This is a genomic window from Rhizobium sp. Leaf262, from assembly GCF_001422245.1.
Lineage (GTDB): Bacteria > Pseudomonadota > Alphaproteobacteria > Rhizobiales > Rhizobiaceae > Agrobacterium.
In genome coordinates this window covers 526,838-548,704 of sequence record NZ_LMMM01000001.1, presented here as the reverse complement: position 1 = coordinate 548,704, position 21,867 = coordinate 526,838, and the positions used below count along the sequence as shown (strand labels likewise).

Here is a 21,867-nt window from a genome sequence, read left to right as displayed (position 1 = left end):
GACATTTTCTGCTACGAAAACGGTAAGACGTAACGAAGCAGGAGTTGGCATGACTGGGGATTTGCGATCCATTTGCGTTATTATCGCAGCCAAAAACGCGTCCGATACAATCGCGACGGCGATTGCCTCTGCTCTGGCAGAACCCGAAGTATCGGAAGTGGTTGTGATCGATGACGGATCGACCGATGCCACCGCAGACGTGGCTCGCGCATGTGACGATGGAAGCCACCGTCTGAAGGTCGACCGTTTTGACGTTAACAGGGGGCCTTCCGCCGCACGTAACCACGCTATTTCCATATCTTCGGCACCGCTGATCAGCATTCTCGACGCGGATGATTTTTTCTTTCGTGGCCGCTTTGCCGCCATGCTGGAAAGTGACGACTGGGATTTGGTGGCGGACAACATCGCCTTCATTCAGCAATCGGTATCCGGCGCGTCATCCCTGCAGCCCGCTCGATTTGCGCCCGAAGAGCATTTCCTGACCCTCTCCGAATTTGTTCAAGGCAACATATCGAAGCGCGGCATAGAGCGCGGCGAGACGGGTTTTCTGAAACCGATTATTCGGCGCGCATTTCTGGAGCAGCATGGGCTGCGCTACGATGAAGCGTTGCGACTCGGTGAAGATTACGAGCTTTACGTGCGGGCGCTGGCTTGCGGCGCGCGCTATAAGGTCATTCGCAATTGCGGTTATGGTGCCATCGTCAGGGGTAATTCGCTGAGCGGCAGCCACCGCACAGATGACTTGCGTCAGCTCTACGAAGCCGACCGTCGCATTCTCGCTGCATATACCCTGACGCAGCCGCAGAAGGCTCTGCTCGAGGAGCATGAACGCCACATTCGGGAAAAGTTCGAGCTTCGCCATTTTCTCGACGCCAAGGCGAAAGGCGGACTGGGCGGTGCGCTGACACATGCGGTGAAACGTCTGCCCGCCATGCCTTCCGTCATCCATGGCATATGGATGGACAAAACGGCAAAGTATCGGAAAAGACCGCAGCAGGTTGCCGATGTCAGGTATCTCTTGAGCGCAACGCCGCTCAATTCATAAAATTGAGCGGCGTTTTTCCAGATCAGAAATAGTCTTTCTTGATCGTTTCGAGAACCGCCTGGAAGCGCTGCTTGCGCTCTTCCAACCGCCCATCCGGACTTAGTCTCGGTTCGGCGCGGCTCGCTTGCCACAGAGCCAGCGTCGATGGTGCCGCAAGCACCTGCTTTGCCAGGGTGCGCAAAGAACGCGGCTCCTGATGCGGTCGAACAAGCAACTCACCGTCATGGGGTTCCGTTACCGGACGTTCCACGATTTGTGCGGGCGGTGGTGGAGGAAAGCTCATGCCCCAGAATTTCGAGCCCTTCTTGGCAGCTTCCGCACGGGTGGAGACAGGCACATAACGCGGTTCGTACTTCACACCGACACTGCCCGCCCAATCGCTCCATTTGAAGCTGTTAATCGATGTCGACGTGCTGACGGCAACCCATGGCACGCGAAAGGCGTCGGCCAGAATGGCACCATGCATCGATTCGGCAACGATGAATTCCGATTGCGCGATGTGCTTGATCACGGCCTTCGCCTCACCGCGCGGATCAAGATAGGTCAGTCCCGCGGGTTCGCAAACGCTTTGCCACATGCCGAATTCCGCAGACTCCCAATGCGGAACGAAGGTCTTCTTGTAAAGCTTCGGCAGGTTTTTGAAATCCGGCATTTCCGTAACCATCACGGCCGGGTCAACGATACCCATATCCGGTGACAGGCCCAGCTTGGCCGCAGTCATCTCACCGCGCACGCAGCGGATATCCCAAAGCTCCTTGTTGGAAATATCCGGCACGGCACCATAGCCATAACCGCTGCCGATGATGAGCTTGCGCTGCTGGGGTGGAAACAGGACATCGTTCAAGACGGTGCCGACACCAACCAGCAGGACATCGGGATGGACGTCTCGCAGACCCGGCAGCAGGAAATCCCAAAGCCAGAGATTGAGGTCATCGCCGAAATTTCCGTGATGCGATTCCCAGTGATATGGTTTCATGGACTACTCCTGAATAAGAATGTCGGTTGCAGCCGCTTCACTTCGGACGGGCGAATTTGCCTGTTCCAAGCTCGAGTGCTGCACGTAAAATGGCAGGGTCGCGCATCATCCATTTGAACAGCAGACCGAGTTCAGGGGCTTTGCGTTGCTTCAACTTGCCCGCCTGGCTCCAGAGCGCCTGCTTGCGGGCGGTGTTTTTGTAGGACGCGATGGAGGCGACATCCGCCGGACGCTTCGAAAAGCGACCCTGGAGGGTGTCGAGCGCAACCCAGGTGTTGAACTGCTGTCGCAGGAATTCCGGCGAGGTGTTGTCGATACTGTGGAAAATATTGACGCCCATGCCACGCATCGCACCGGCGTCGTCGCATAGAAGCGTGCGTTTGGAGGCGAGAATGCAGTCGCAGAAAAACAGAACATCTTCCGCCGCCAGCCGCAAGATCGGATCGAAACGGATTTTTTCAAACAGCGGCCTGCCAATGACCATGCAGGACAGATGCAGGAAACTCCAGTTGCGCAACATCACGCTGGCAAGATCCGGCAGCTCGATAACCTTGGGTGATTCGGATAGACGGGTTGCGCCTTCGTTGCTTTCCAGTTCGGAAATGGCGAAGTGGTAATAGAATTCGTCACTTGCCTGCATCGACGCCCAGTAGCATTCCCCACCGAAGGTCTCTAGGCTGTAGGCGGCATTCTTCAGATGATCGGGCGTCCACATGTCGTCCGAATCGAGAAACGCCACATAAGATGTGTCCGCAGGGACATTATTGAGCCCGGTGTTGCGCGCACCGCCCGGGCCGGCATTGGCCTGTTTGACCACTTTGATCCGCGCTCTCTGCTCCTCAGCCAGCTCTTCAAGTTCTTTTTCAATGGGATAAGGCGACTCGTCGTCTACGATAACGAGATCGAAATCCTGAAGGGACTGGGAAAAAACCGATGCCAGTGCACGACCCAAAACGCCGTGCTGTTTTTGATAATAAGGAATAACGACTGTAAATTTCGCCATTGTTTCGCCCCTTGTGTTGATCAAGAAGTGTCGGGCCCGATAAATAGAACGGCCCCGATGAGTGGCAAACCTCCCGCCAGCCCACCACTGCTGGCCTCCAAACCATATAGGATGCACGAATGCCCCCAGCTCCGAGCGTCAAAACGATTACCGCGAATGTCGGTTGGAGCGTTTTATCAAAAACAGGCACATTCGGGCTTAAGTTTGTCACCGTGCCGATTCTGGCCCGATTGCTGACACCGGAGGAGTTCGGCGTCGTGGCTGTGGGCCTGACCGTCGTTCAATTCCTGACGATGATCGCAGGCGCAGGCCTTACCTCTGCACTGATCGTGGAAAAGGAAGAAGACATGGACACGATCCATACCGTCTTCTGGGCCAATCTGGCCATTTCCTGCACCATGGCCGCCATTTTGTATTTTGGCGCAGAGTTCTTCGGCACGTTGCTGGGCGCGGTGGAAAGCGCCTACTTGCTGCGGATTATGGCCTTCCTCATTCCACTGCAACTGGCGGGGGACGTGGCCTATTCGCTGCTGGCACGGCGCATGAATTTCAGCAAGGACGCCATCTGGAGCATGACCTCGGAAAGTGCCGCAGCCATCCTCGCCGTCGTACTGGCCTTTGCCGGTTTTGGTGTCTGGGCATTGATCATCCAGCTTTTTGCAGCCGCGCTGATCCGTCTCGTCGGCCTTTATGCCGTTTCCCACTACAAGCCGGCATTCGTCATGAAGCCGAAGCGGCTTGTTCCACTTCTGGGCTTCAGCTCAGGGCTGATGGGATCTGAAATCGCGAATTTCGTGACCTTCCAGTCGCCCATGGTCATCATAGCCCGTTATCTCGGGCTTGCCGATGCAGGCGCCTATTCCGCCTCCAACCGTTTCGCCAGCATTCCGAATCAGGTCGTCCTTTCGGCCGTCATGGGCGTGCTGTTTCCCGCCTTCAGCCGCATGATGGATGACAAACAGCGACGTCGAGAGGCACTGATGTTCTCTACTCAGGTCCTGACCGTCATTCTCGCGCCCATGATGTTCGGCCTCTGGGCCGTGGCAGAACCAGCCATGCTGGTCATTTTCGGCCCCAACTGGGCCTACGCCTGGCCAGTTCTGGGTTTGCTGGCGTTGTCCAAGGCAATCCTGACACCCTGCAGCACCTTCATTCCGTATCTGAAAGGCGCAGGTTACGGCCGCGTCCTATTCTGGTCGGCGACAATCCGCGCGCTCGTGACAACCGGCGCTGTGTGGCTGGCCGCCATCTACGGCACGCTGATCGATGCGATGGTCGCTCTGTGCGTCGTCAATGCGATCACTCTGATTTTCTATTCATGGGCCGTGTTCAAGGCGAGTGAAACGCCTCTCCTGAAAGGCCTTTACATCAGCAGTCGTCCGATGATCGCCTCTTTCGTGATGGCATTGGCCGTCCGTTATATTCTACACGTCTTCGCCGATAGCCTGCCGCACGCTTACATGCAGGTCCTCGTAGGTGCTGTCGCAGGCGGCGCGATCTACGGCGTTCTCATCCTGCTGACCGAACGAGCATTGCTCGGCAAAATTATGGGGCTGGTACGCAATCGCAAGGCCAAAGAAGCTATGGCCTGAGAAAGTGCAACTTTTGCCAGAGCCTTTTTCGCCACAAATCCGCCTGCTTTGACACTCCGTTTCCCTGAGATGTGTGAGGGAAATCTGGATTTCATTTTGCACTGCAGCAAAAACGAGGGCACTAAGTGTTGCTGGACTTGCTCCAACGCAAAGACGCACTGAAAATTTCCTCATTGAAAACTTGTAGTTAGCGTGCATTCCCTAAGGAAAGCCGCGATGCGCCAGAGATTTACCCCTCACATTTCGAGAGCTAATTTTCCCGCATCGCCACATTTTACCCTAAAGTGAAAACCAGACTCCAGCACGGGCTTACGTTCGCTCTGGTTGTAACGCGGTGGAGGGAGACGCCGCCCAATAAGGGGAACTGATGTGACTTTTGATCAGAACCTATCTTCCCGCATCAATTTGATGCGCATAATTTTGATATCGGGCATCGTCTTCGTACATGTCCCGCATAATCCTGAAACCAGCCCTTTTCTCGGGGTTTACGGTTTCTTTGACTGGATTCGTGTGTTTCTCGGCGATGCTCTTTTCCGCATCGGCGTTCCCTGTCTGAGCGCTATTTCCGGCTACCTTCTCTTTCGCAAGGGGATGCAGGCGTTCGATTACTCCGCCACCGTCAAATCAAAGGCCAAAACTGTCCTGCTGCCGTTCCTGCTCTGGAACGGTGCACTTTTCCTGGCTGTGCTTCTCATTCAGCGCTTCGACGTCGGTGTCGGCTATTTCCCCGATTTATGGAACGCCACACCGCGAGAGATGATCAGTCACGGCGCAGCCGTCGAAGAGCTTCCCGTCAACGTCCCGCTCTACTTCCTGCGCGACCTCTTCGTCTGCATTCTGCTGTCGCCCCTACTGGCATTTCTCGTACGCCGTGCTGCCTTGCCAACGCTGGCAGCTCTGCTGGTGGTAACGGCTTGGCCCGACCTGACACTGTTTATCGTTCAGAAAAAATCGATTCTCTTCAGCTTTACGCTGGGTATCGCGCTTGCGCTGCACAAGGTCGATTTGAAAATGCTGGACCCCTATGCGGGCAGAATCACCGCTGCTGTTTTGGTGTCAGCTGCACTGCTTGCCACCGGGCTTTACTTTACAGGTCCAGAATTCACCTTCGAACTCAACCTGCTTCGAAATCTTCTGGCTGTTTTCGGTGCCATGGGGCTTTGGGCGTCTTCGTCCCTGCTCATACAAAGTCGGACGGGCCGACGCCTTTCCGAGACGGGGAGCCTGAGCTTCTGGATTTTTTGTGCCCATTATCCCCTTCTGGTCCTGATGTGGATGGTCTGGAACAGGGGTGGGCCCGACTTCTATCCCGCATTCTATATTGGAGCCGTGCTGCTGTCGTTCGCTATCCTGATCGTCACCAATGCACAGGTTCGTTCGAAACTTCCCGCTCTCTACGGCCTGTTGACGGGAAGCCGGGGAAAAAAGCCGAAACCCGTAATAAAGAGCCCGACGGCCGTCGCTGCCGCGCCATCGCAGCACGTTCCAGACCCGGCTTACCCGCAAAGACAAAGGTGATCACATGACCGCTTTACTCGCATCCGTCCCTTCACGCATGATCGCATCCGCTCTCCTGGCGCTCAGCATCGGCGCTCCCGCCGCCATGGCGCAGGAAGACAACGGCAAGTCATTCGTCGAAAACTTCGACAGCATGGACCGGTCATTCTGGTATGTGTCCGACGGCTGGAACAACGGCCCCCATCAGAATTGTACCTGGTCAAAAAAGCTGGTGAAGTTCGAAGAGGGCAAGCTTCAGCTTGGCTATCAGGAAGGCAAGGCGGGAGACCGTAATTTCTCCTGCGGCGAAATCCAGACGAAAGCCCGGTTCCGCTACGGCACCTATGAGGCACGCATCAAGACCGCGACCGGTTCTGGTCTGAACTCGGCCTTCTTTACCTATATCGGGCCAACCGACAAGAAACCGCATGACGAGATCGATATGGAAGTGCTGGGCAAAAACACGTCTCAGGTTCAGCTCAACCAATATGTATCCGCCAAGGGCGGGAACGAGAAGTTGGTGGATGTCGAAGGTGGGGCAGACAAGGCCTATAACGACTACGCCTTCGTGTGGGAGCCACAGCGCCTGCGTTACTACGTCAATGGCAAGATGGTGCATGAAGTGACTGACGCCTCGAAAATCCCTCAAAATCCGCAGAAGATTTTCTTCAGCCTTTGGGGCACGGACACGCTGAAAAGCTGGATGGGCAAATTCGCCTATAGCGGCCCGGCCGTGATGAGTGTGGATCGCATGGCCTTTACCGCTCTTGGCGACAAGTGCCAGTTCCCCGAATCCGTTGCCTGCCTTTCAAACTGAGCGATACCACATCGTCTCGTTTTTCACCCATCGCCCAGGACTGTTTGAATGACACATGTTCTTTATCTCGCTCACGACCTTGCCGACCCGGCCATTCGCCGGCGCGTCATGACGTTGCAGGCGGGTGGAGCTGATGTCAGTCTGACCGGCTTTACGCGCGGGGTGAACACGCTTGCTACGGTCGATGGCGTCACGCCCACCGTCTTGGGGGAAACCGCAGATGGGCGCTTTGCGCAACGCATCGGTTCCATCGCCAAGGCCAGCCTTTCCCTGCGCCGCGCACTGCAAAATGTGCGCAAACCAGATGTGATCATCGCTCGCAATCTGGAAATGCTGGCGCTCGCCAAGCGCGCCTCGGCCATTTACGGCCGCGACGTACCGGTCGTCTATGAATGCCTCGACATTCACCGACTATTGCTGAACGAGGGCATGGTCGGAAAAATGGTCAACGCTGCCCAGCGTTACTTTGCAAGTGATGCGAAGCTCCTGATCACAAGCTCACCAGCTTTTGTACGCCACTATTTCGCGCCCCGTTCAGGCCTGAAACTTCCCGTCCTCCTACAGGAAAACAAGGTTTTGATGCTGGATGCGGAGACCGAAACGGTACAGGCACCTCGCCAGCCGAAAGTGGGAGAGCCTTGGAAAATAGGCTGGTTCGGAGCTTTGCGCTGCCGCAAATCGCTTGAAATTCTGGCGGACTTTGCAAAACGCATGGACGGCAAGGTCGAGTTCATCCTGCGCGGTCGCCCGGCCTATTCCGAATTCGATGATTTTGATGGCTTCGTCGCAAATGCCCCTCATCTGCGCTTTGAGGGACCATACAAGAATCCCGAGGATCTTGCCGCGATTTACAATGAGGTGCAGTTCACCTGGGCGATCGACTTCTTCGAAGAAGGTCAGAACTCCAGCTGGCTGTTGCCCAACAGGCTGTATGAAGGATGCCTGTTCGGTACGCTTCCCATTGCTCTCTCCGGAACGGAGACCGCCCGTTTTCTTGAAACGCGAAATATCGGTCACATTCTACCATCGGCGGATGCTGCAACGCTCGTATCCCTGTTCTCGGGCCTCAGCGAAGACGCCTATCTGGCGGAGTTCCGCAAACTCGCAGCGATAGACCGCAAGCAGTGGGTGACGGATCGACAGGATTGCACCCATCTCGTTCACAAACTCGCCTCCTTGGCTGCGCCGCATGATGGCCGCGCCCTGGAAGCCATGCTCTCAACAGTTTGACGGGGGTCAAAGCCATGAAACCGCAGATAATTCCTGATGTCAAAACACTGATCGTCATTCCATGTCTCAACGAGGCGCGGACGATTGACGATCTGCTTCTCAAATTTTCCAGTACGCTCAATCACCCACAGGACCGTATCATCGTGGCTGATGGCGGCAGTACCGATGGTACACGTGACATTGTCGCAAGCTTTTCAAAGCAGGACGCCCGCGTCATCCTTCTGGCCAATCCAAAGCGCATCCAGAGTGCCGGGATCAATCTTGCCATCGAAATGTTTGGTGCTGACTACGACTATCTCATTCGCATCGACGCCCATGGCGATTATCCGGACGATTATTGCACGCGCCTCATCGAAGACGCGGTCAAAACCGGAGCCGATTCGGTGGTGGTTGCCATGGACACCGTCGGTCACGGCACATTTCAGAAAGCCACGGCGATTGCCCAGAACTCCAAGCTGGGAAATGGCGGCTCCAAACATCGCGAAGGTGCCAAGGGTCACTGGATCGATCATGGCCACCACGCGTTGATGCGCATCGCGGCGTTCACAAAGGTCGGAGGCTATGATGAGAGTTTCAGCCACAACGAGGATGCCGAACTGGATTACCGGCTGCGCAAGGCTGGCTTCCGTATATGGATGACCGACAAGACCCGCATGACCTATTATCCTCGCTCTAACGTCCGTCCGCTGTTCAAACAATATCTGGCCTATGGACGCGGGCGCGCAAAGAACCTGCTCAAGCATCGTTCCCTGCCGAAACTTCGCCAGATGATTCCGCTTGCCGTCATGCCCGTCGCCGTTTTTGCATTGCTGGGTATTTTCCATTGGGCAGCTGTCATTCCGCTGTGCCTTTGGATTGCCGCATGCCTTGGCTATGGCCTGTGGATGGCAATCGCACAGAAAAATTCCCACGGCCCACTCGCCGCATTTGCCGCAATGGTCATGCATTTCGCATGGTCTACCGGCTTCTGGCTTGAGCTTTTCGGCTCTCTTGGTACTCCGGCCCCCGTGGCGGAGAAGGCGGTATCATGACCGACACGTCACTTGTAACCCCACCGTTTAAGGTCGATATCGGCATTTGCACCTACCGTCGCCCCGCCGTGGTCGCAACGTTGAAATCGTTGTTTGCCATCGACGTTCCCGCCGGTGTAACAGTTCGCCTTATCGTTGCCGACAACGATGCCGAGCCGACAGCGAAAGCGTCGATTGATCATCTGCGTGAGATATCTCCCTTCGAAATCCTCTATGTTCACTGCCCTAAGTCGAATATTTCGATTGCGCGCAACGCCTGCCTGTCGGCCAGCGACGCCGAATATCTGGCCTTTATCGACGATGACGAAACCGCCCCACCGGCGTGGTTGACGGAACTGTTGAAGACCGCGCAGGAAACGGGTGCCGAAGCCGTACTCGGTCCTGTCCGCGCTATCTACAAGGACACCGTACCCGGCTGGATGCGCAAGGGTGACTTTCACTCGACCGCGCCGGTATGGGTCAATGGTGCCATCATCACAGGTTATACCTGCAACACCCTACTGCGCATGGATGCGCCCTCTGTCGCAGGGCGTCGTTTTGCACTTTCGCTGGGACAAAGCGGCGGAGAAGACACGCATTTCTTCACGCACATGCATGCCGCCGGTGGTCGTATCGCATACGCTGAAAATGCGCTTCTGACGGAGCCTGTCCCGGACACGCGGGCGAGCTTCATGTGGCTTGCAAAACGGCGCTTCCGCTCTGGTCAGACCCATGGACGGCTGCTGGCGGAAAAGAAACCCGGTATCCGCCGCGTCATGCAGGTGCTGACCGCAAGCGCAAAGGTTCTTGCCTGCACAGGCATGGCCATTGCAACCTGCCTAGATCCCGTACGCCGCAACCGCCAGCTGCTGCGCGTCGCCTTGCACATGGGCTCGGTTAGCGGCGCGATCGGCGTGCGCGAAATCCGCCAGTATGGCACGGTGGAGGCGACCTGATGGAAACCACCACACAGCCGGACGTCACATTCGTCATCGCCGCCTATAACTCAGCAGAGACGATCGTTCCCGCCATCGAAAGCGCGCTGGCGCAAGAATCCGTGACGCTGGAAGTTCTTGTTGTCGATGACTGCTCTTCCGACGCCACCCGCACCATCGTGGGAGCAGTTGCCGAAAACGACCCTCGTGTGCGTTTGGTCGCGCTGGAACAGAACCTTGGTCCCGGCGGAGCTCGCAATGCGGGGATAGATGCGGCAAGCGGACGATGGATCGCGGTTCTGGATTCCGATGACGTCATCCTTCCCAAGCGTACGGCGCGCATGATTGCCAGAGCAGAATCCATGTCCGCCGAGATCGCAGTCGATAATCTCGACGTGGTCTACACGGATGATCGTCCATCGGAAACGATGTTCGAAGAGGCATTTCTTCAAAAGCGGGGAACCCTCACACTTGAAGATTTCATCGCATCCAACATCCTGTTCCGATCCACATTCAACTTCGGCTACATGAAGCCCATGTTCCAGCGGGCCTTTTTGAATACGAAAGGGCTGCGCTTCCATAAGACGCTTCGCATCGGTGAAGACTACCTGCTGCTCGCATCGGCGCTGGCCGAAGGCGGGCTATGCGCCATAGAGCCCACGCCCGGCTATGTTTATAACATCCGTGAGGGGTCTATATCGCGTGTGCTGGAACTGCACCATATCGACGCGATGATTGCCGCAGACCGCGAGTTTCTGGATCACTACACGCTTGCGCCTGCCGCGCGCCAGGCACAGAGCTTGCGCACACGCAGTCTTGTGGAGGCCCGCCATTTTCTCATGATCGTTTCCGGCATCAAGCGCCGGTCGCTTGGCGAGGTGGTCAAGATTGCCCTGCGCGATCCGATAGCGCTTCGACATCTGCGTATGCCCATCGAAGTGCGCCTGAGAAAAATACGTCACTCCATCTTCGCCCCTCCCGTCCAGACAGATGTCAAAAGGCAGGCGTCTTGACCCTGCCTTCGCCCCCAAATTCGATCAAGGAGAATGCCATGGAGCTAAATAGGACTGTCAGAAAAGCTGTTATTCCTGTTGCCGGAAACGGAACACGCTTCCTGCCCGCAACCAAGGCGATGCCGAAGGAAATGCTGACAATCGTCGACCGGCCCGTTGTGCAATATGCCGTCGACGAAGCCATGCAGGCCGGTATCGAACATATTATTTTCGTGACCAGTCGCAACAAAACCGCCATCGAAGACTACTTCGACAGCGCGCCCGAACTCGTCAACACGCTGACGAAGTCCGGCAAGACGATGCAGGTGCTTCAACTCGAAAAGATGCTGCCTGTCGCCGGAACCGTCAGCTACACCCGTCAGCAGGTGCCGCTTGGCCTCGGCCATGCCGTCTGGTGTGCACGTGAGCTTGTGGGCAAGGAACCCTTCGCGTTGCTGTTACCGGACATGGTCTCCTACGGTGCACGCGGCTGCATCGCTGGCCTCATGGAGCTTTACGACGAAGTGGGTGGCAATATCCTCGGTGTCGAAGAATGCGCCCCTGAAGAAACCTCATCCTACGGCATCGTCGGTGTCGGCAATACGGTTAGCCATGGCTTTAGCGTCACCGAAATGGTGGAGAAGCCGGAACCTTCCAAGGCTCCTTCGAATTATTACCTCAACGGCCGCTATATTTTGCAGCCGGAGATTTTTGATATTCTCGCAAAGCAGGAACGCGGCGCGGGCAATGAGATACAGTTGACGGATGGTATGAAGCGCCTGGCCGAGACACAGCCCTTCCACGGCCAGAAATTTATCGGACGCACATTCGATTGTGGCAGCAAGCAGGGCTTCATCGCAGCCAATGTCGCATTTTCGCTTATGCGCTCGGATATGGAAGCCCAGGTTCTGGCTTCTATCAAGGAACTCGTTCTGAACCACGAAAGCCGTGTAAAAGCGGCCTGAAACGTAAAATAGAGGGAGACGGGGAGGCAGGAGAACGGCCTTCCCGTTCGCCGTTTTTAATCACAAGGTGGGTCCATGCACCACAAGACCTTTAAATCGAACATGAATTTCCAGGATCAATCCAAGGATTCCGACACGTTTATCGACCTCGACCGCCTTTGGGCGGCCGTTTTGCGCCGCGCCAACGTGATTGCGGCCTGCGTGATCGCCACGATGATCCTGGCCGGGGCCTACCTCGTCTTCGCCACGCCGGTCTATACCGCAATGACGCAGGTATTGCTCGACGAGAGTCTGTCGCGCTACGCCGAAGACGAGACGCCGGTTCCCGCAGCGCAGGTCATAGACAATCGAATTGCCAGCGCCGTCGAAATCCTCAAATCGAAGGAAATGGCCCTGACCGTCGTCGACAAGGCGGCTCTCGATCAGAACGATACGATCATCAATCCACCGATGTCGCCTGCCGATCTGGTCAAGTCTTCCGTCAAGGGTATCGTCGATCTCTTGACGCCCAGTTCGACGCCTGCGTCCGAAGAAGCGATCCGCAACGGCCGCCGCGAAAAAGCAGCTGCAGTCATTCAGCAGGCGCTGACTGTCGAGCGCGTTGGCCGAAGCTCGGTTATTGCTATTTCCATCCGCTCCACCGACCGGCAGCTTGCAACTCAGATCGCCAAGACCTACGCGAATTCCTATCTGACAGAGCAGTTGAACGCCAACTTCGATGCCACGGAGCGCGCTTCTGTCTGGCTTCAGGAACGCCTGACCGATCTTAACCAGCGTTCGCAGGCAGCATCTCTCGCCGTTGAAAAATACAAGGCTGCCAACAACATCGTGTCCTCGCGCGGGGAGTTGATGTCTGAAAGCCAGCTATCGGATTTGAACGGCCAACTCATCGCAGCGCAGGCAGATGCCGCAACCGCTTCAGCACGTTACACGCAATACAAGTCGATTACCGATCAGGGGCCCGACAATGCCGTGAACAACGCGATCGTTTCGGCGCGTGATACCGATAACTCGGTTATTCAGGACTTGCGCAAACGCTATATCGCCATTTCCGATCGTGAACGCGGCGTTGTTCAGCAGTTCGGCAAGGATCATCCCCAAGCTGTGGCACTTGAGGCTGAAAAGGGTGATCTCGCCCGCCAGATCTTTCAGGAACTGCAGCAGCTCACAGGCAGCTTCAAGAACGATTTCGATGTAACCCAGTCGCGCGTTCAGTCCTTGCGTGAAAGCATCGACCGCGTTGCCGGGCGCAACTCCGAAGCCAATATGACCATGGTCAAGTTGCGCGAGCTCGAGCAACAGGCAGCGGCGCTGAAAACGCTCTACGAATCCTACCTCGGCCGCTTCGAGGAAGCGTCGCAAAAACAGTCCTTCCCGATTGCCAAGGCGCGCGTGATCTCCGAAGCCGGCTTGCCGACCTCTCCTTCCAGCCCCAAGAAAACCATGACCATGGCACTGTCCATCGTGCTGGGTCTGATGCTGGGTGGTGGTGTCGCCGCTGTTCTGGAATTCCGTGACAGGTACTTCCATACCGGCAACGACGTGCGCGACAATCTGCGCATGCGTTTTCTCGGCTATCTGCCGTTCATCGGTGAAAAGGGCGTGGATACCGGGAAATCGGAAACGGGTGCGGCGACGCCGGAAATCCCTGACAGCAACATCGAGGACATCGGGCAGGTCTCGTTCCAGAAGATGTTGCGTCTGGCGGTCGACAGCCCACGCTCCAGTTTCACAGAAACGCTTCGCAACGTGAAACTGACGGCGGATGTCGTCATTCAGGAAAAGCAATGCCGTGTTATCGGTGTCATTTCCTGCCTTCCGAACGAAGGCAAGTCCGTCGTTGCCCTCAATCTGGCAGGTCTCATCGCGACAACTGGCAAGCGCACGCTCGTCGTGGATGCCGACATTCGCAATCCCGGCCTCAGCCGCATGCTCACCACGCGCCAGTCCGCAGGTCTTGTCGAAGTCGTTCTCGATGAAGTCCCATGGACCAAGGCCGTCAAGGTGGACAGCCGCACGAAGATGGGCATCCTTCCGGTCTCCACAAGCAACCAGTTTGCCCATTCGAGCGAACTTCTGGCATCGTCTGGCATGCGTAAGTTCATGGACTCTGCGCGTGAAGCTTGCGACTACATCATCGTCGACCTTGCACCGGTCGTACCGGTCATCGATGCAAAGGCTTTTGCCTCTCAGGTTGATGGCTTCGTCTTCGTCACCGAATGGGGCAAGACACCGATCCAGATGGTGCAAAACCTGATGAGCCACGAGCCGCAGATCGCCAGCAAGACGCTCGGTATCGTGCTCAACAAGACCGACATGACGGAACTGCAGCGTTATGCAGGTCCTGGCGGGTCGGAGCACTATCATGACCAGTTCTCCGCCTATTACGGTGATGCGAAAAAGCCGGTGACGGAACCGGCCTGATACTGAAAGAGAAATGCCCGCATTAGCGGGCATTTTTTTGCCCGCCTTTTCCTCACAAGGCTGGATTTGGAGAGCGCTTTTCCGCATTGATGGCGGATAACAATATCTCCGCAGGATTTCCCCATGCCTTCTCCTATTGCTTTTGCTTCCCGCACCACCGAGGCTAATGAGGCGGAGTGGATCGATATCCTCTCGGCAGCATTGCCGGGCGAGACCATCGTTCCGGTGAAATCCATGAGCCCACAGCAACGGTCTGAGGCGGAAGTTGCAATCGTCGCCAACCCGGACCCGGCCGATATCGCATCCCTGCCCGGCCTGACATGGATCCACAGCCTATGGGCTGGCGTCGAGCGACTTGTGGCCGAACTGGGTGCAACGGCGCCGCCCATCGTCCGACTAACCGACCCTGAGCTCTCCCGCGTGATGGCAGAGGCCGTCTTGGCATGGACCTACTATCTCCACCGCGACATGCCAGCATACCGTGAACAGCAGCAGCGCGCCCTCTGGAATGAGATCGAGTATCGTCATCCGCAAGATGTTACGGTCGGCATTCTCGGACTTGGCACCTTGGGCGCTCTTGCAGCCGAACGGCTGGTTCAGGCGGGCTTTCGTACCATAGGCTGGAGCCGATCTCCCAAGACCGTCGCAGGCGTCGAGAGCCATTCAGGAGATCGCGGTTTGACAACGCTTCTGGAACAAAGCAACATCCTTATTTGCCTGGTGCCGCTGACACCTGACACAAGAGGCCTTCTCAACAAGAACCGGCTTGACCGCATGAAGCCGGGCGCTTCCGTCATAAATTTTGCGCGCGGCGCTGTGGTCGTCGCGGACGATCTTCTGACTGCGCTGGATGAAGGGCGCTTGTCCCACGCCGTGCTGGATGTCTTCGAACAGGAACCGCTGGCCGAGACCTCACCTTTCTGGCGGCATCCCAAAGTGACAGTCCTGCCGCATATCTCCGCGCCAACCAACCGCCAGACGTCTGCGGCCATCGTTGCGGCAAACATCAGGGCCTGGCGACAGACCGGTTCGTTACCAGCGACCGTGGACATGGCCCGCGGCTACTGATGTCCTATTCGCTCATCGCCTGCACGATGGCCAAGCGGACATCGCTTTCGGTGTAGGGCTTGCAGAGCAGAACCGAGCCTGCAGGCGCATTGCTGGGCAGGAAATTGTCGCCCGTTGCAAATACCACGCCCACGGAGGGCTTGCGCTCCTTGATCAGCACCGAGAGATCAGCGCCACTCATATCCGGCAGTCCGACATCGGTCACAAGCACGTCGATGTCTTCTCTGTCGATCAGATCGATCGCCTGAGTCGCATTCGCCGCTTCCACCACCATATGACCGCCTTCCAGCAAAATATCGGTTGTGTTCATACGGATGAGATCGTCGTCTTCGACCAGCAGCACCCGCATCGCTGGCTTCGTGCGCAGCTTGGCGATGGCATCGTGACTGTAAACGCGATCCTTGTTCGCTTCCGCCCGCTGCTTCTGGTTGGCAAGGACATGCCGGAGGCGTCTCGCCAGTGCTTCCCGCGTATAGGGCTTGGACAGCAGTTCGACGCCTGCGTCGAGCTTGCCACCGTGGACGATGGAATTTTCGGTATATCCCGAGGTGAAGAGAACGGCGAGATTGGGCAGACGCTCCTTGGCGCGCCTTGCCATCTCACTGCTTTTCAGCGGACCCGGCATGACCACATCGGTAAAAATGACATCGATGGGAACGCCGCTTTCGGCAACGGTCAGGCCCGCCTGAGCGTCACGTGCCGTCAGTACACGGTACCCCAGATCGGTCAGTGTTTCTACAACGGTGCTTCTGACCTCGTCGTCATCTTCGACCACGAGAACCGTTTCGCTACCACCAACGATCGGCCCGTCCTGCACGACGACTTCGCGGTCCTCGTCAGCCAAGGACCGTGGCAGATAAACCTTGACGGTCGTTCCCTGCCCGACCTCGCTGTAAATCTTGACGTGACCACCCGACTGCTTGACGAAACCATAGACCATCGAGAGGCCGAGACCCGTACCCTTGCCTTCGGGCTTGGTCGAGAAAAACGGCTCGAATACCTTGTCGATAATCTCCGGTGCCATGCCGGAGCCGGTGTCCGTCACCGCCAGCATCACATATTGACCTGCCTCGACTTCCGCATGGGTGCGGGCATAATCCTGATCGAGCGACGCATTGCCAACCTCGATCGTCAGCTTGCCGGAGCCGTCCATCGCGTCGCGCGCGTTGATGGCGAGGTTCAACAGCGCGTTTTCCACCTGTGCCGGATCGGCAAATGTGTTCCACAAACCGCCAGCGGTGATCACCTCCACCTCCACCGCCTCGCCGATGGAGCGGCGCAGCAGATCGTCCATGCCGGCTACGAAACGACCGATATTGATGACGCGCGGCTCCAGCGCCTGTCGACGACCGAAGGCCAACAATTGGCTGGCAAGCTTGGCACCGCGGCTGACACCAGCCAGCGCATTGCTCACCCGTCGCTCGGCGCGCTCATTGCCTGCAACATCCTTCGCAAGAAGCTGAAGATTGCCCGCGACGACCTGTAGCAGATTGTTGAAATCGTGCGCGACGCCACCCGTCAGCTGACCGATGGATTCCATCTTCTGTGCCTGCTGCAGCGCGCGTTCGGCGTGTCGACGTTCGGCGATTTCAGCGGCCACTCGCGCTTCCAGGCCTTCATTCAGCTGTCGAAGCTGGTCCTCGGCGCGGCGGCGATGGCGAATTTCCCGTTCCAGATTGGCGGAATGCTCCTGCAATGCCGATTCTGCGGCCCGCTGCTCGGTGATATCAGTGTGAACGCCAACCCATTCGATGATCTCACCGCGGGCATCCAGAATAGGCACGCTTCGGATGGCGAATGTCCGGTAAACACCGTCATGACGTCGAACGCGATGTTCCCAAACGTAGGTGGACTTGGCGGCAACGGCTTCGTTCCAGCTTTCCAGTGAACCGGCTTGGTCGTCCGGGTGAACAGCCTCCGCCCATCCGTATCCCTGGTATTCCTCCAGCGTTTGTCCGGTCAGCCCGGCCCAACCGCTCTGCACGCCCACCATGCGACCATCGGGGCTGTTGGTCCACAGCACGCCGTGAACGGCGTTGACAGCGGCACGGAAGCGGTTGTTGCTGACGGTCAGTTCCAGTTCGACGCGCTTGCGCGCATCGATGTCGATGATAAGGACGTAACTGCCGTCGATATCGCCCTTGGATGTGTAACGGGGCACATAACGGATTTCCGCCGCACGCGTCACACCATCAGGACACAGGATCGAGGCGTCGTTGATGACGGCTTCCCCCGACATCGCACGCTCGATGAAAGGCAGCCGCTCCTGGTAGAACCGCTCACCAACCACCTCGACGACCTTGCGGCCCAGCACATCTTCAGGATGGTAATTGAACCAGTCGAGATAGCCTTGATTGGCGAATCGATAGACATGGTCGCGGTCGATGAAACCGACCAGAATGGGCAAGGCGTCGGTCAGGCGGCTCAGCTCTTCCCGGCTTGCAGCCAGATCGGAAACGGCCCTGACCTTCTCGGTATTTTCAAGCACGGTGCACAACACGCCGCCCACGCGACCATCATCATTGTGGATGGGGGTGTAGAACAGATCGAACACGACCTCTTCCGGCTGGCCGTTGCGATTGAGGACCAACGTCTGATCACGGTAGGATTGAACCGTTCCCTGAAAACCGGCAGCCAGTATCTTCTTGTTCCAGTCCCAGATTTCCGGCCATATGGCGGGAACGGTGGCGCCCAACGCCTTGGGATGGTAATTTCCGGCGATCTCTATGTAGCCGTCATTGTAGATCATGACGTGGTCGGCGCCCCACATCAAAACCTGCGGAATGGGAGAATTGACGACAGAGTTGACCTTATGACGCAGATTGGCGGGCCATGATGAGATGGGGCCAAGCGAGGTTGTGGACCAGTCGAATGCACGCACAAGCGCGCCCGCCTCGCCACCACCTATCGGCCACAGGCCAGTTGCAGATACATCAGTCATCAACATCACCAATGAAAGCCAAGGCCTTCATCCACCCAGAGCTTCGGCTGCGTATGGCAGACCTGAAAGCTTTACCCACTTTATTCGAAGAAACTTATCAAGCGTTTTTTTTGAACCGACGCAATAGGCGATTGCACGATATGGTTATCCCACATCACCAAGCGTGGCAATCATCCCCTTAGCAGCCGCTTTTCCCATCGCGAAACAAGCGGTTAGAAGGTATCCACCGGTCGGTGCTTCCCAATCCACCATCTCACCCGCAACAAAAATGCCGGGTGCATGTTTCAACATCCAGCGGAGGTCGATTTCGTCCCAGTCAATGCCTCCCGCGCTGGATATGGCTTCCGCGATAGGTCGCACGGCGCTGAGTTGGACTGGTGCCGCCTTGATCATGGCTGCCATGTCCGATGCATCAAGGCTGGGAAAATCGGGATGGCACTCGCGTAAGAGCCCCACCTTCACAGAAGAGAGACCCGCAGCCTTGCGCAGGCGGTTAGAGAGGCTGTCCTTTCGCGGATGGCGCTCAAGGTCCTGCGCCAGCCTTTGCCGTGAACGCCCGGGCATAAGGTCCACCACCATGGCCGGCTTGTGCGCGTCGCGGAAGGCATCGCGAAGGGCTGCGGTATGGGCGTAGACAAGGCTGCCCTCCACGCCATGCCTGGTGATGACGAATTCCCCCTTATGGCGGCCTGCCGACGACGTGATGGCGACGGACTTGACCGGTACGCCCGAGAAACGTTCACGGAAATAGTCGCTCCAGTTCACGTCAAAACCGCAATTGGCCGGACGGAAGTCGTTGACCGTGATGCTCCTCTGGCGGAGCAAGGGAACCCACGCCGCGTTCGATCCCAGTTTCGGCCAGCTTGCACCGCCAAGCGCAAGTAGGACAGCGTCGGCTTCGACAAGGGTCTCGCCCAATGGCGTCTCGAAGCAGAGCGCACCGCCTTTGAAGCCCGTCCAGCGATGCCTTGTCTTGATGCGAACGCCCTGCTCTTCCAGCCGCGCCAGCCATGCCCGCAGAAGTGGCGATGCCTTCATGGAGATGGGAAAGACGCGCCCGGACGTTCCGGTAAAGGTTTCCTGTCCAAGCGAAAGCGTCCAGTGCCGCAGCATATCGGGTGTAAATTCGTCCAACGCCGAACGCAGTCTATGCTGCGCACTACCGAAACGGGTCACGAACTCGCTGTAGGGCTCCGCATGGGTGATGTTGAGACCCGATTTTCCCGCCATCAGAAACTTGCGCGCAACCGTCGGCATTGCCTCGTAAAGAGTTACCTCGGCACCTGCCGATGACAACACCTCTGCCGCCATCAACCCTGCCGGGCCGCCACCGATGATCGAAATCTGCTTGCCGCGCATCACATCATTTTCAACACAGTTCTTTCCACTGGCCTTATAACGATTTGCCCGCCGCAGTACATGCGCTATTGACGGTTCATGTTCACGCTCAATCGCCCAGAAACCTTTTCGCAAGACATCAAGAAAAGCCGTTTCATCGCTGCCGCCAGTCCCGTGGCGGACGAAGACGCGGCCAGACGCTTCATCGAAGCGCAATCGGACCCCACCGCCACCCATAATTGCTGGGCGTGGCGCATCGGGCAGGTCTATCGCTTCAGCGACGACGGCGAACCATCCGGCACTGCGGGAAAGCCGATCCTGCAAGCCATCGACGGACAATCGCTCGACGCGGTCGCGGTCGTCGTGACACGCTGGTTCGGCGGCATCCTGCTGGGGAGCGGCGGCCTCATGCGCGCCTATGGCGGCACGGCCGCGACCTGCCTGCGCCACGGCGAAAAGACGCGCGTCATTCCCACACTTTCCAGCGAAATCGAATGCGGCTTTTCCGATCTGGCACTGGTGAAATCGAGACTGGCGGCTGTGCCGGACCTTACGATCGAAAGGGAAGTTTTCACAGAGGCGGGTGCACGACTGGGCCTGTCCATTCCGGTCGCAAATGCCGAAGATGTCGCCAGAATGGTACTGGACCTGACAAGTGGGCGTGTTACCGTTCCGCTTCCTCAGCGATGAACAAAGACACCTCGCCTTCATCGCAAACCGTGCTATGAGGCCGCATGACATTCGTGCTCGATAATCCGGTCTACGATCCCCCGATGGAACCCTATGTTTCCATAGTCTATCAGGATGACGACCTTCTTGTTCTCGACAAGCCGAGCGGGCTTTTGTCGGTGCCGGGGCGCGACCCCGGCCTTTTCGACAGCCTCGCCACGCGGGTTCAGAAGCGCTTCAAACATGCCTTGATGATCAACCGTCTCGATAAGGACACATCAGGCATTGTGCTGATGTCGCTAAATCGCAAGGCACATGCCGCCGTCGCTTCGCAATTTGAAAATCGTGAAACGGATAAGAGCTATATTGCCGTCGTATGGGGCCATGTAGAGCCTGAAAGCGGTCAGATCGATCTGCCGCTTGCAATAGATCCTCACAACAAGCCACGCCACCGTGTCGATCACGAGGGCGGCAAAGCCGCGCTGACGGCGTGGCGTGTCATAGAGCGGCTGCCGCTTCCCGCCACCCGGCTGCGGCTGCACCCAAAGACCGGACGTACCCATCAATTGCGGGTCCACATGCAGGCCATCGGTCACCCCATTCTGGGGGATGCGTTTTACGCCAACGACAGCGCCCTTGCGGCTTCGTCAAGATTGCTTCTGCATGCCCAGGAGGTGACCTTTCGCCATCCAGACGGCCACGATGTGACTTTCACCGTTCCCTGCCCCTTTTGAGATCGCCATGATGGATAAAGAACGCAATGAGGCTTTCATCATCGACTTCGTGGGTGGCGCGGTCGGTCATCGTCTTCGCTCCGGCGAAGGGCGCGGTCAGGCCCTTGCCAAAGCTGCCGGTCTGAAACATGGCAAGACACCGAAGATCGTCGACGCGACGGCCGGACTGGGTCGCGATGCATTCTTGCTCGCATCCCTTGGAGCAGAGGTCACACTGATCGAGAGATCGCCAGGCATGCACGCACTGCTGACAGATGCCATTGCGCGCGCCGACGCCGAAGGTGGTATCTACAGGGAGATCGTTTCGCGGATGACTCTGCTGCATGGCGATTCGCGAGCCGTCATACCCAATCTTTCACCGGAGGTCGTCATCATCGACCCCATGCATCCGCCCCGCCACAGTACGGCGTTGGTGAAGAAGGAAATGCGTGTGCTGCGGGAGTTGGTGGGTTCGGACCCTGATCAGGTCGATCTGATGAATGTCGCGCTTTCGCATGCGACCAAACGGGTGGTTTTGAAGTGGCCGCTGCGTGCCGAGCCCATGCCCGGCATTCGCAAACCATCTCATCAACTTCTAGGAAAAACGACTCGGTACGACGTCTTTATGATCTTGGGCGAGGCGTCGAACTGA

The 21,867-nt window shown here is 57.3% G+C and carries 18 protein-coding genes; 14 read left to right on the top strand and 4 right to left on the bottom strand.

Features of this window, described 5'->3' with window-relative positions; translation table 11 throughout:
* The first annotated feature begins 49 nt into the window (after window positions 1–49).
* On the top strand, window positions 50–1,045 hold the full coding sequence (locus ASF29_RS02455; protein WP_062448167.1) for a glycosyltransferase family 2 protein: 996 nt from the start codon (window positions 50–52) through the stop codon (window positions 1,043–1,045).
* A gap of 22 nt (window positions 1,046–1,067) precedes the next feature.
* Here ASF29_RS02455 and ASF29_RS02450 read toward each other — a convergent pair whose 3' ends face one another.
* Both ASF29_RS02450 and ASF29_RS02445 read right to left on the bottom strand, forming a co-directional pair.
* Window positions 1,068–2,021: a polysaccharide pyruvyl transferase family protein gene (locus ASF29_RS02450; protein WP_062448165.1), complete on the bottom strand. Its 954-nt coding sequence runs from the start codon at window positions 2,019–2,021 to the stop codon at window positions 1,068–1,070.
* 37 nt (window positions 2,022–2,058) lie between these two features.
* On the bottom strand, window positions 2,059–3,024 hold the full coding sequence (locus ASF29_RS02445) for a glycosyltransferase family A protein (RefSeq protein WP_062448164.1): 966 nt from the start codon (window positions 3,022–3,024) through the stop codon (window positions 2,059–2,061).
* A 119-nt stretch (window positions 3,025–3,143) separates the two neighbouring features.
* Between ASF29_RS02445 and ASF29_RS02440 the strand changes: the two genes are divergently transcribed.
* The 10 genes from ASF29_RS02440 (at window position 3,144) to ASF29_RS02395 (ending at window position 15,554) form a co-directional block, all read left to right on the top strand.
* Window positions 3,144–4,616: a lipopolysaccharide biosynthesis protein gene (locus ASF29_RS02440; RefSeq protein ID WP_062448162.1), complete on the top strand. Its 1,473-nt coding sequence runs from the start codon at window positions 3,144–3,146 to the stop codon at window positions 4,614–4,616.
* A 369-nt stretch (window positions 4,617–4,985) separates the two neighbouring features.
* Window positions 4,986–6,134, top strand: a complete 1,149-nt coding sequence (locus ASF29_RS02435; RefSeq protein WP_156462500.1) for an acyltransferase — start codon at window positions 4,986–4,988, stop codon at window positions 6,132–6,134.
* Between the two features lie 4 nt (window positions 6,135–6,138).
* Entirely contained in the window at window positions 6,139–6,930 is a 792-nt protein-coding gene (locus ASF29_RS02430; RefSeq protein WP_062448158.1) for a glycoside hydrolase family 16 protein, read from the top strand.
* A gap of 48 nt (window positions 6,931–6,978) precedes the next feature.
* A complete protein-coding gene (locus ASF29_RS02425) occupies window positions 6,979–8,160 on the top strand; it encodes a glycosyltransferase (protein ID WP_062448157.1) in 1,182 nt (393 codons plus the stop codon).
* Between the two features lie 14 nt (window positions 8,161–8,174).
* Complete coding sequence (locus ASF29_RS02420) at window positions 8,175–9,191, top strand: glycosyltransferase family 2 protein (RefSeq protein WP_062448156.1); 1,017 nt, start codon at window positions 8,175–8,177, stop codon at window positions 9,189–9,191.
* Entirely contained in the window at window positions 9,188–10,126 is a 939-nt protein-coding gene (locus tag ASF29_RS02415; protein WP_062448154.1) for a glycosyltransferase family 2 protein, read from the top strand. The genes ASF29_RS02420 and ASF29_RS02415 overlap by 4 nt, the downstream gene beginning before the upstream one ends.
* Window positions 10,126–11,118, top strand: a complete 993-nt coding sequence (locus ASF29_RS02410; RefSeq protein WP_062448153.1) for a glycosyltransferase family 2 protein — start codon at window positions 10,126–10,128, stop codon at window positions 11,116–11,118. Before ASF29_RS02415 ends, ASF29_RS02410 begins: the two co-directional genes overlap by 1 nt.
* Window positions 11,119–11,156: 38 nt before the next feature.
* Window positions 11,157–12,062, top strand: a complete 906-nt coding sequence (locus ASF29_RS02405; RefSeq protein WP_062448152.1) for a UTP--glucose-1-phosphate uridylyltransferase — start codon at window positions 11,157–11,159, stop codon at window positions 12,060–12,062.
* Between the two features lie 75 nt (window positions 12,063–12,137).
* On the top strand, window positions 12,138–14,486 hold the full coding sequence (locus ASF29_RS02400; RefSeq protein ID WP_062448151.1) for a polysaccharide biosynthesis tyrosine autokinase: 2,349 nt from the start codon (window positions 12,138–12,140) through the stop codon (window positions 14,484–14,486).
* A gap of 123 nt (window positions 14,487–14,609) precedes the next feature.
* Complete coding sequence (locus ASF29_RS02395) at window positions 14,610–15,554, top strand: glyoxylate/hydroxypyruvate reductase A (RefSeq protein ID WP_062448150.1); 945 nt, start codon at window positions 14,610–14,612, stop codon at window positions 15,552–15,554.
* A 4-nt stretch (window positions 15,555–15,558) separates the two neighbouring features.
* Here the strand turns inward: ASF29_RS02395 and ASF29_RS02390 are convergent, their stop codons facing one another.
* Entirely contained in the window at window positions 15,559–18,495 is a 2,937-nt protein-coding gene (locus ASF29_RS02390) for a PAS domain-containing protein (RefSeq protein ID WP_062448648.1), read from the bottom strand.
* Between the two features lie 144 nt (window positions 18,496–18,639).
* Window positions 18,640–19,854 (bottom strand): TIGR03862 family flavoprotein, encoded by a 1,215-nt coding sequence (locus tag ASF29_RS02385; RefSeq protein WP_062448148.1) that lies wholly within the window; start codon window positions 19,852–19,854, stop codon window positions 18,640–18,642.
* 78 nt (window positions 19,855–19,932) lie between these two features.
* On the opposite strand from ASF29_RS02385, the gene ASF29_RS02380 reads away from it, so the two are divergent.
* From ASF29_RS02380 to ASF29_RS02370, 3 genes are read left to right on the top strand one after another with little or no spacing between them, the layout of a single operon-like run.
* The gene (locus ASF29_RS02380; protein ID WP_062448147.1) at window positions 19,933–20,523 is read left to right on the top strand and encodes a YigZ family protein; all 591 of its coding nucleotides are present in this window, start codon (window positions 19,933–19,935) and stop codon (window positions 20,521–20,523) included.
* A 44-nt stretch (window positions 20,524–20,567) separates the two neighbouring features.
* Window positions 20,568–21,236, top strand: coding sequence for an RluA family pseudouridine synthase (locus tag ASF29_RS02375; protein WP_062448146.1), 669 nt, complete (start codon window positions 20,568–20,570; stop codon window positions 21,234–21,236).
* A gap of 10 nt (window positions 21,237–21,246) precedes the next feature.
* Entirely contained in the window at window positions 21,247–21,867 is a 621-nt protein-coding gene (locus ASF29_RS02370; protein WP_062448646.1) for a class I SAM-dependent methyltransferase, read from the top strand.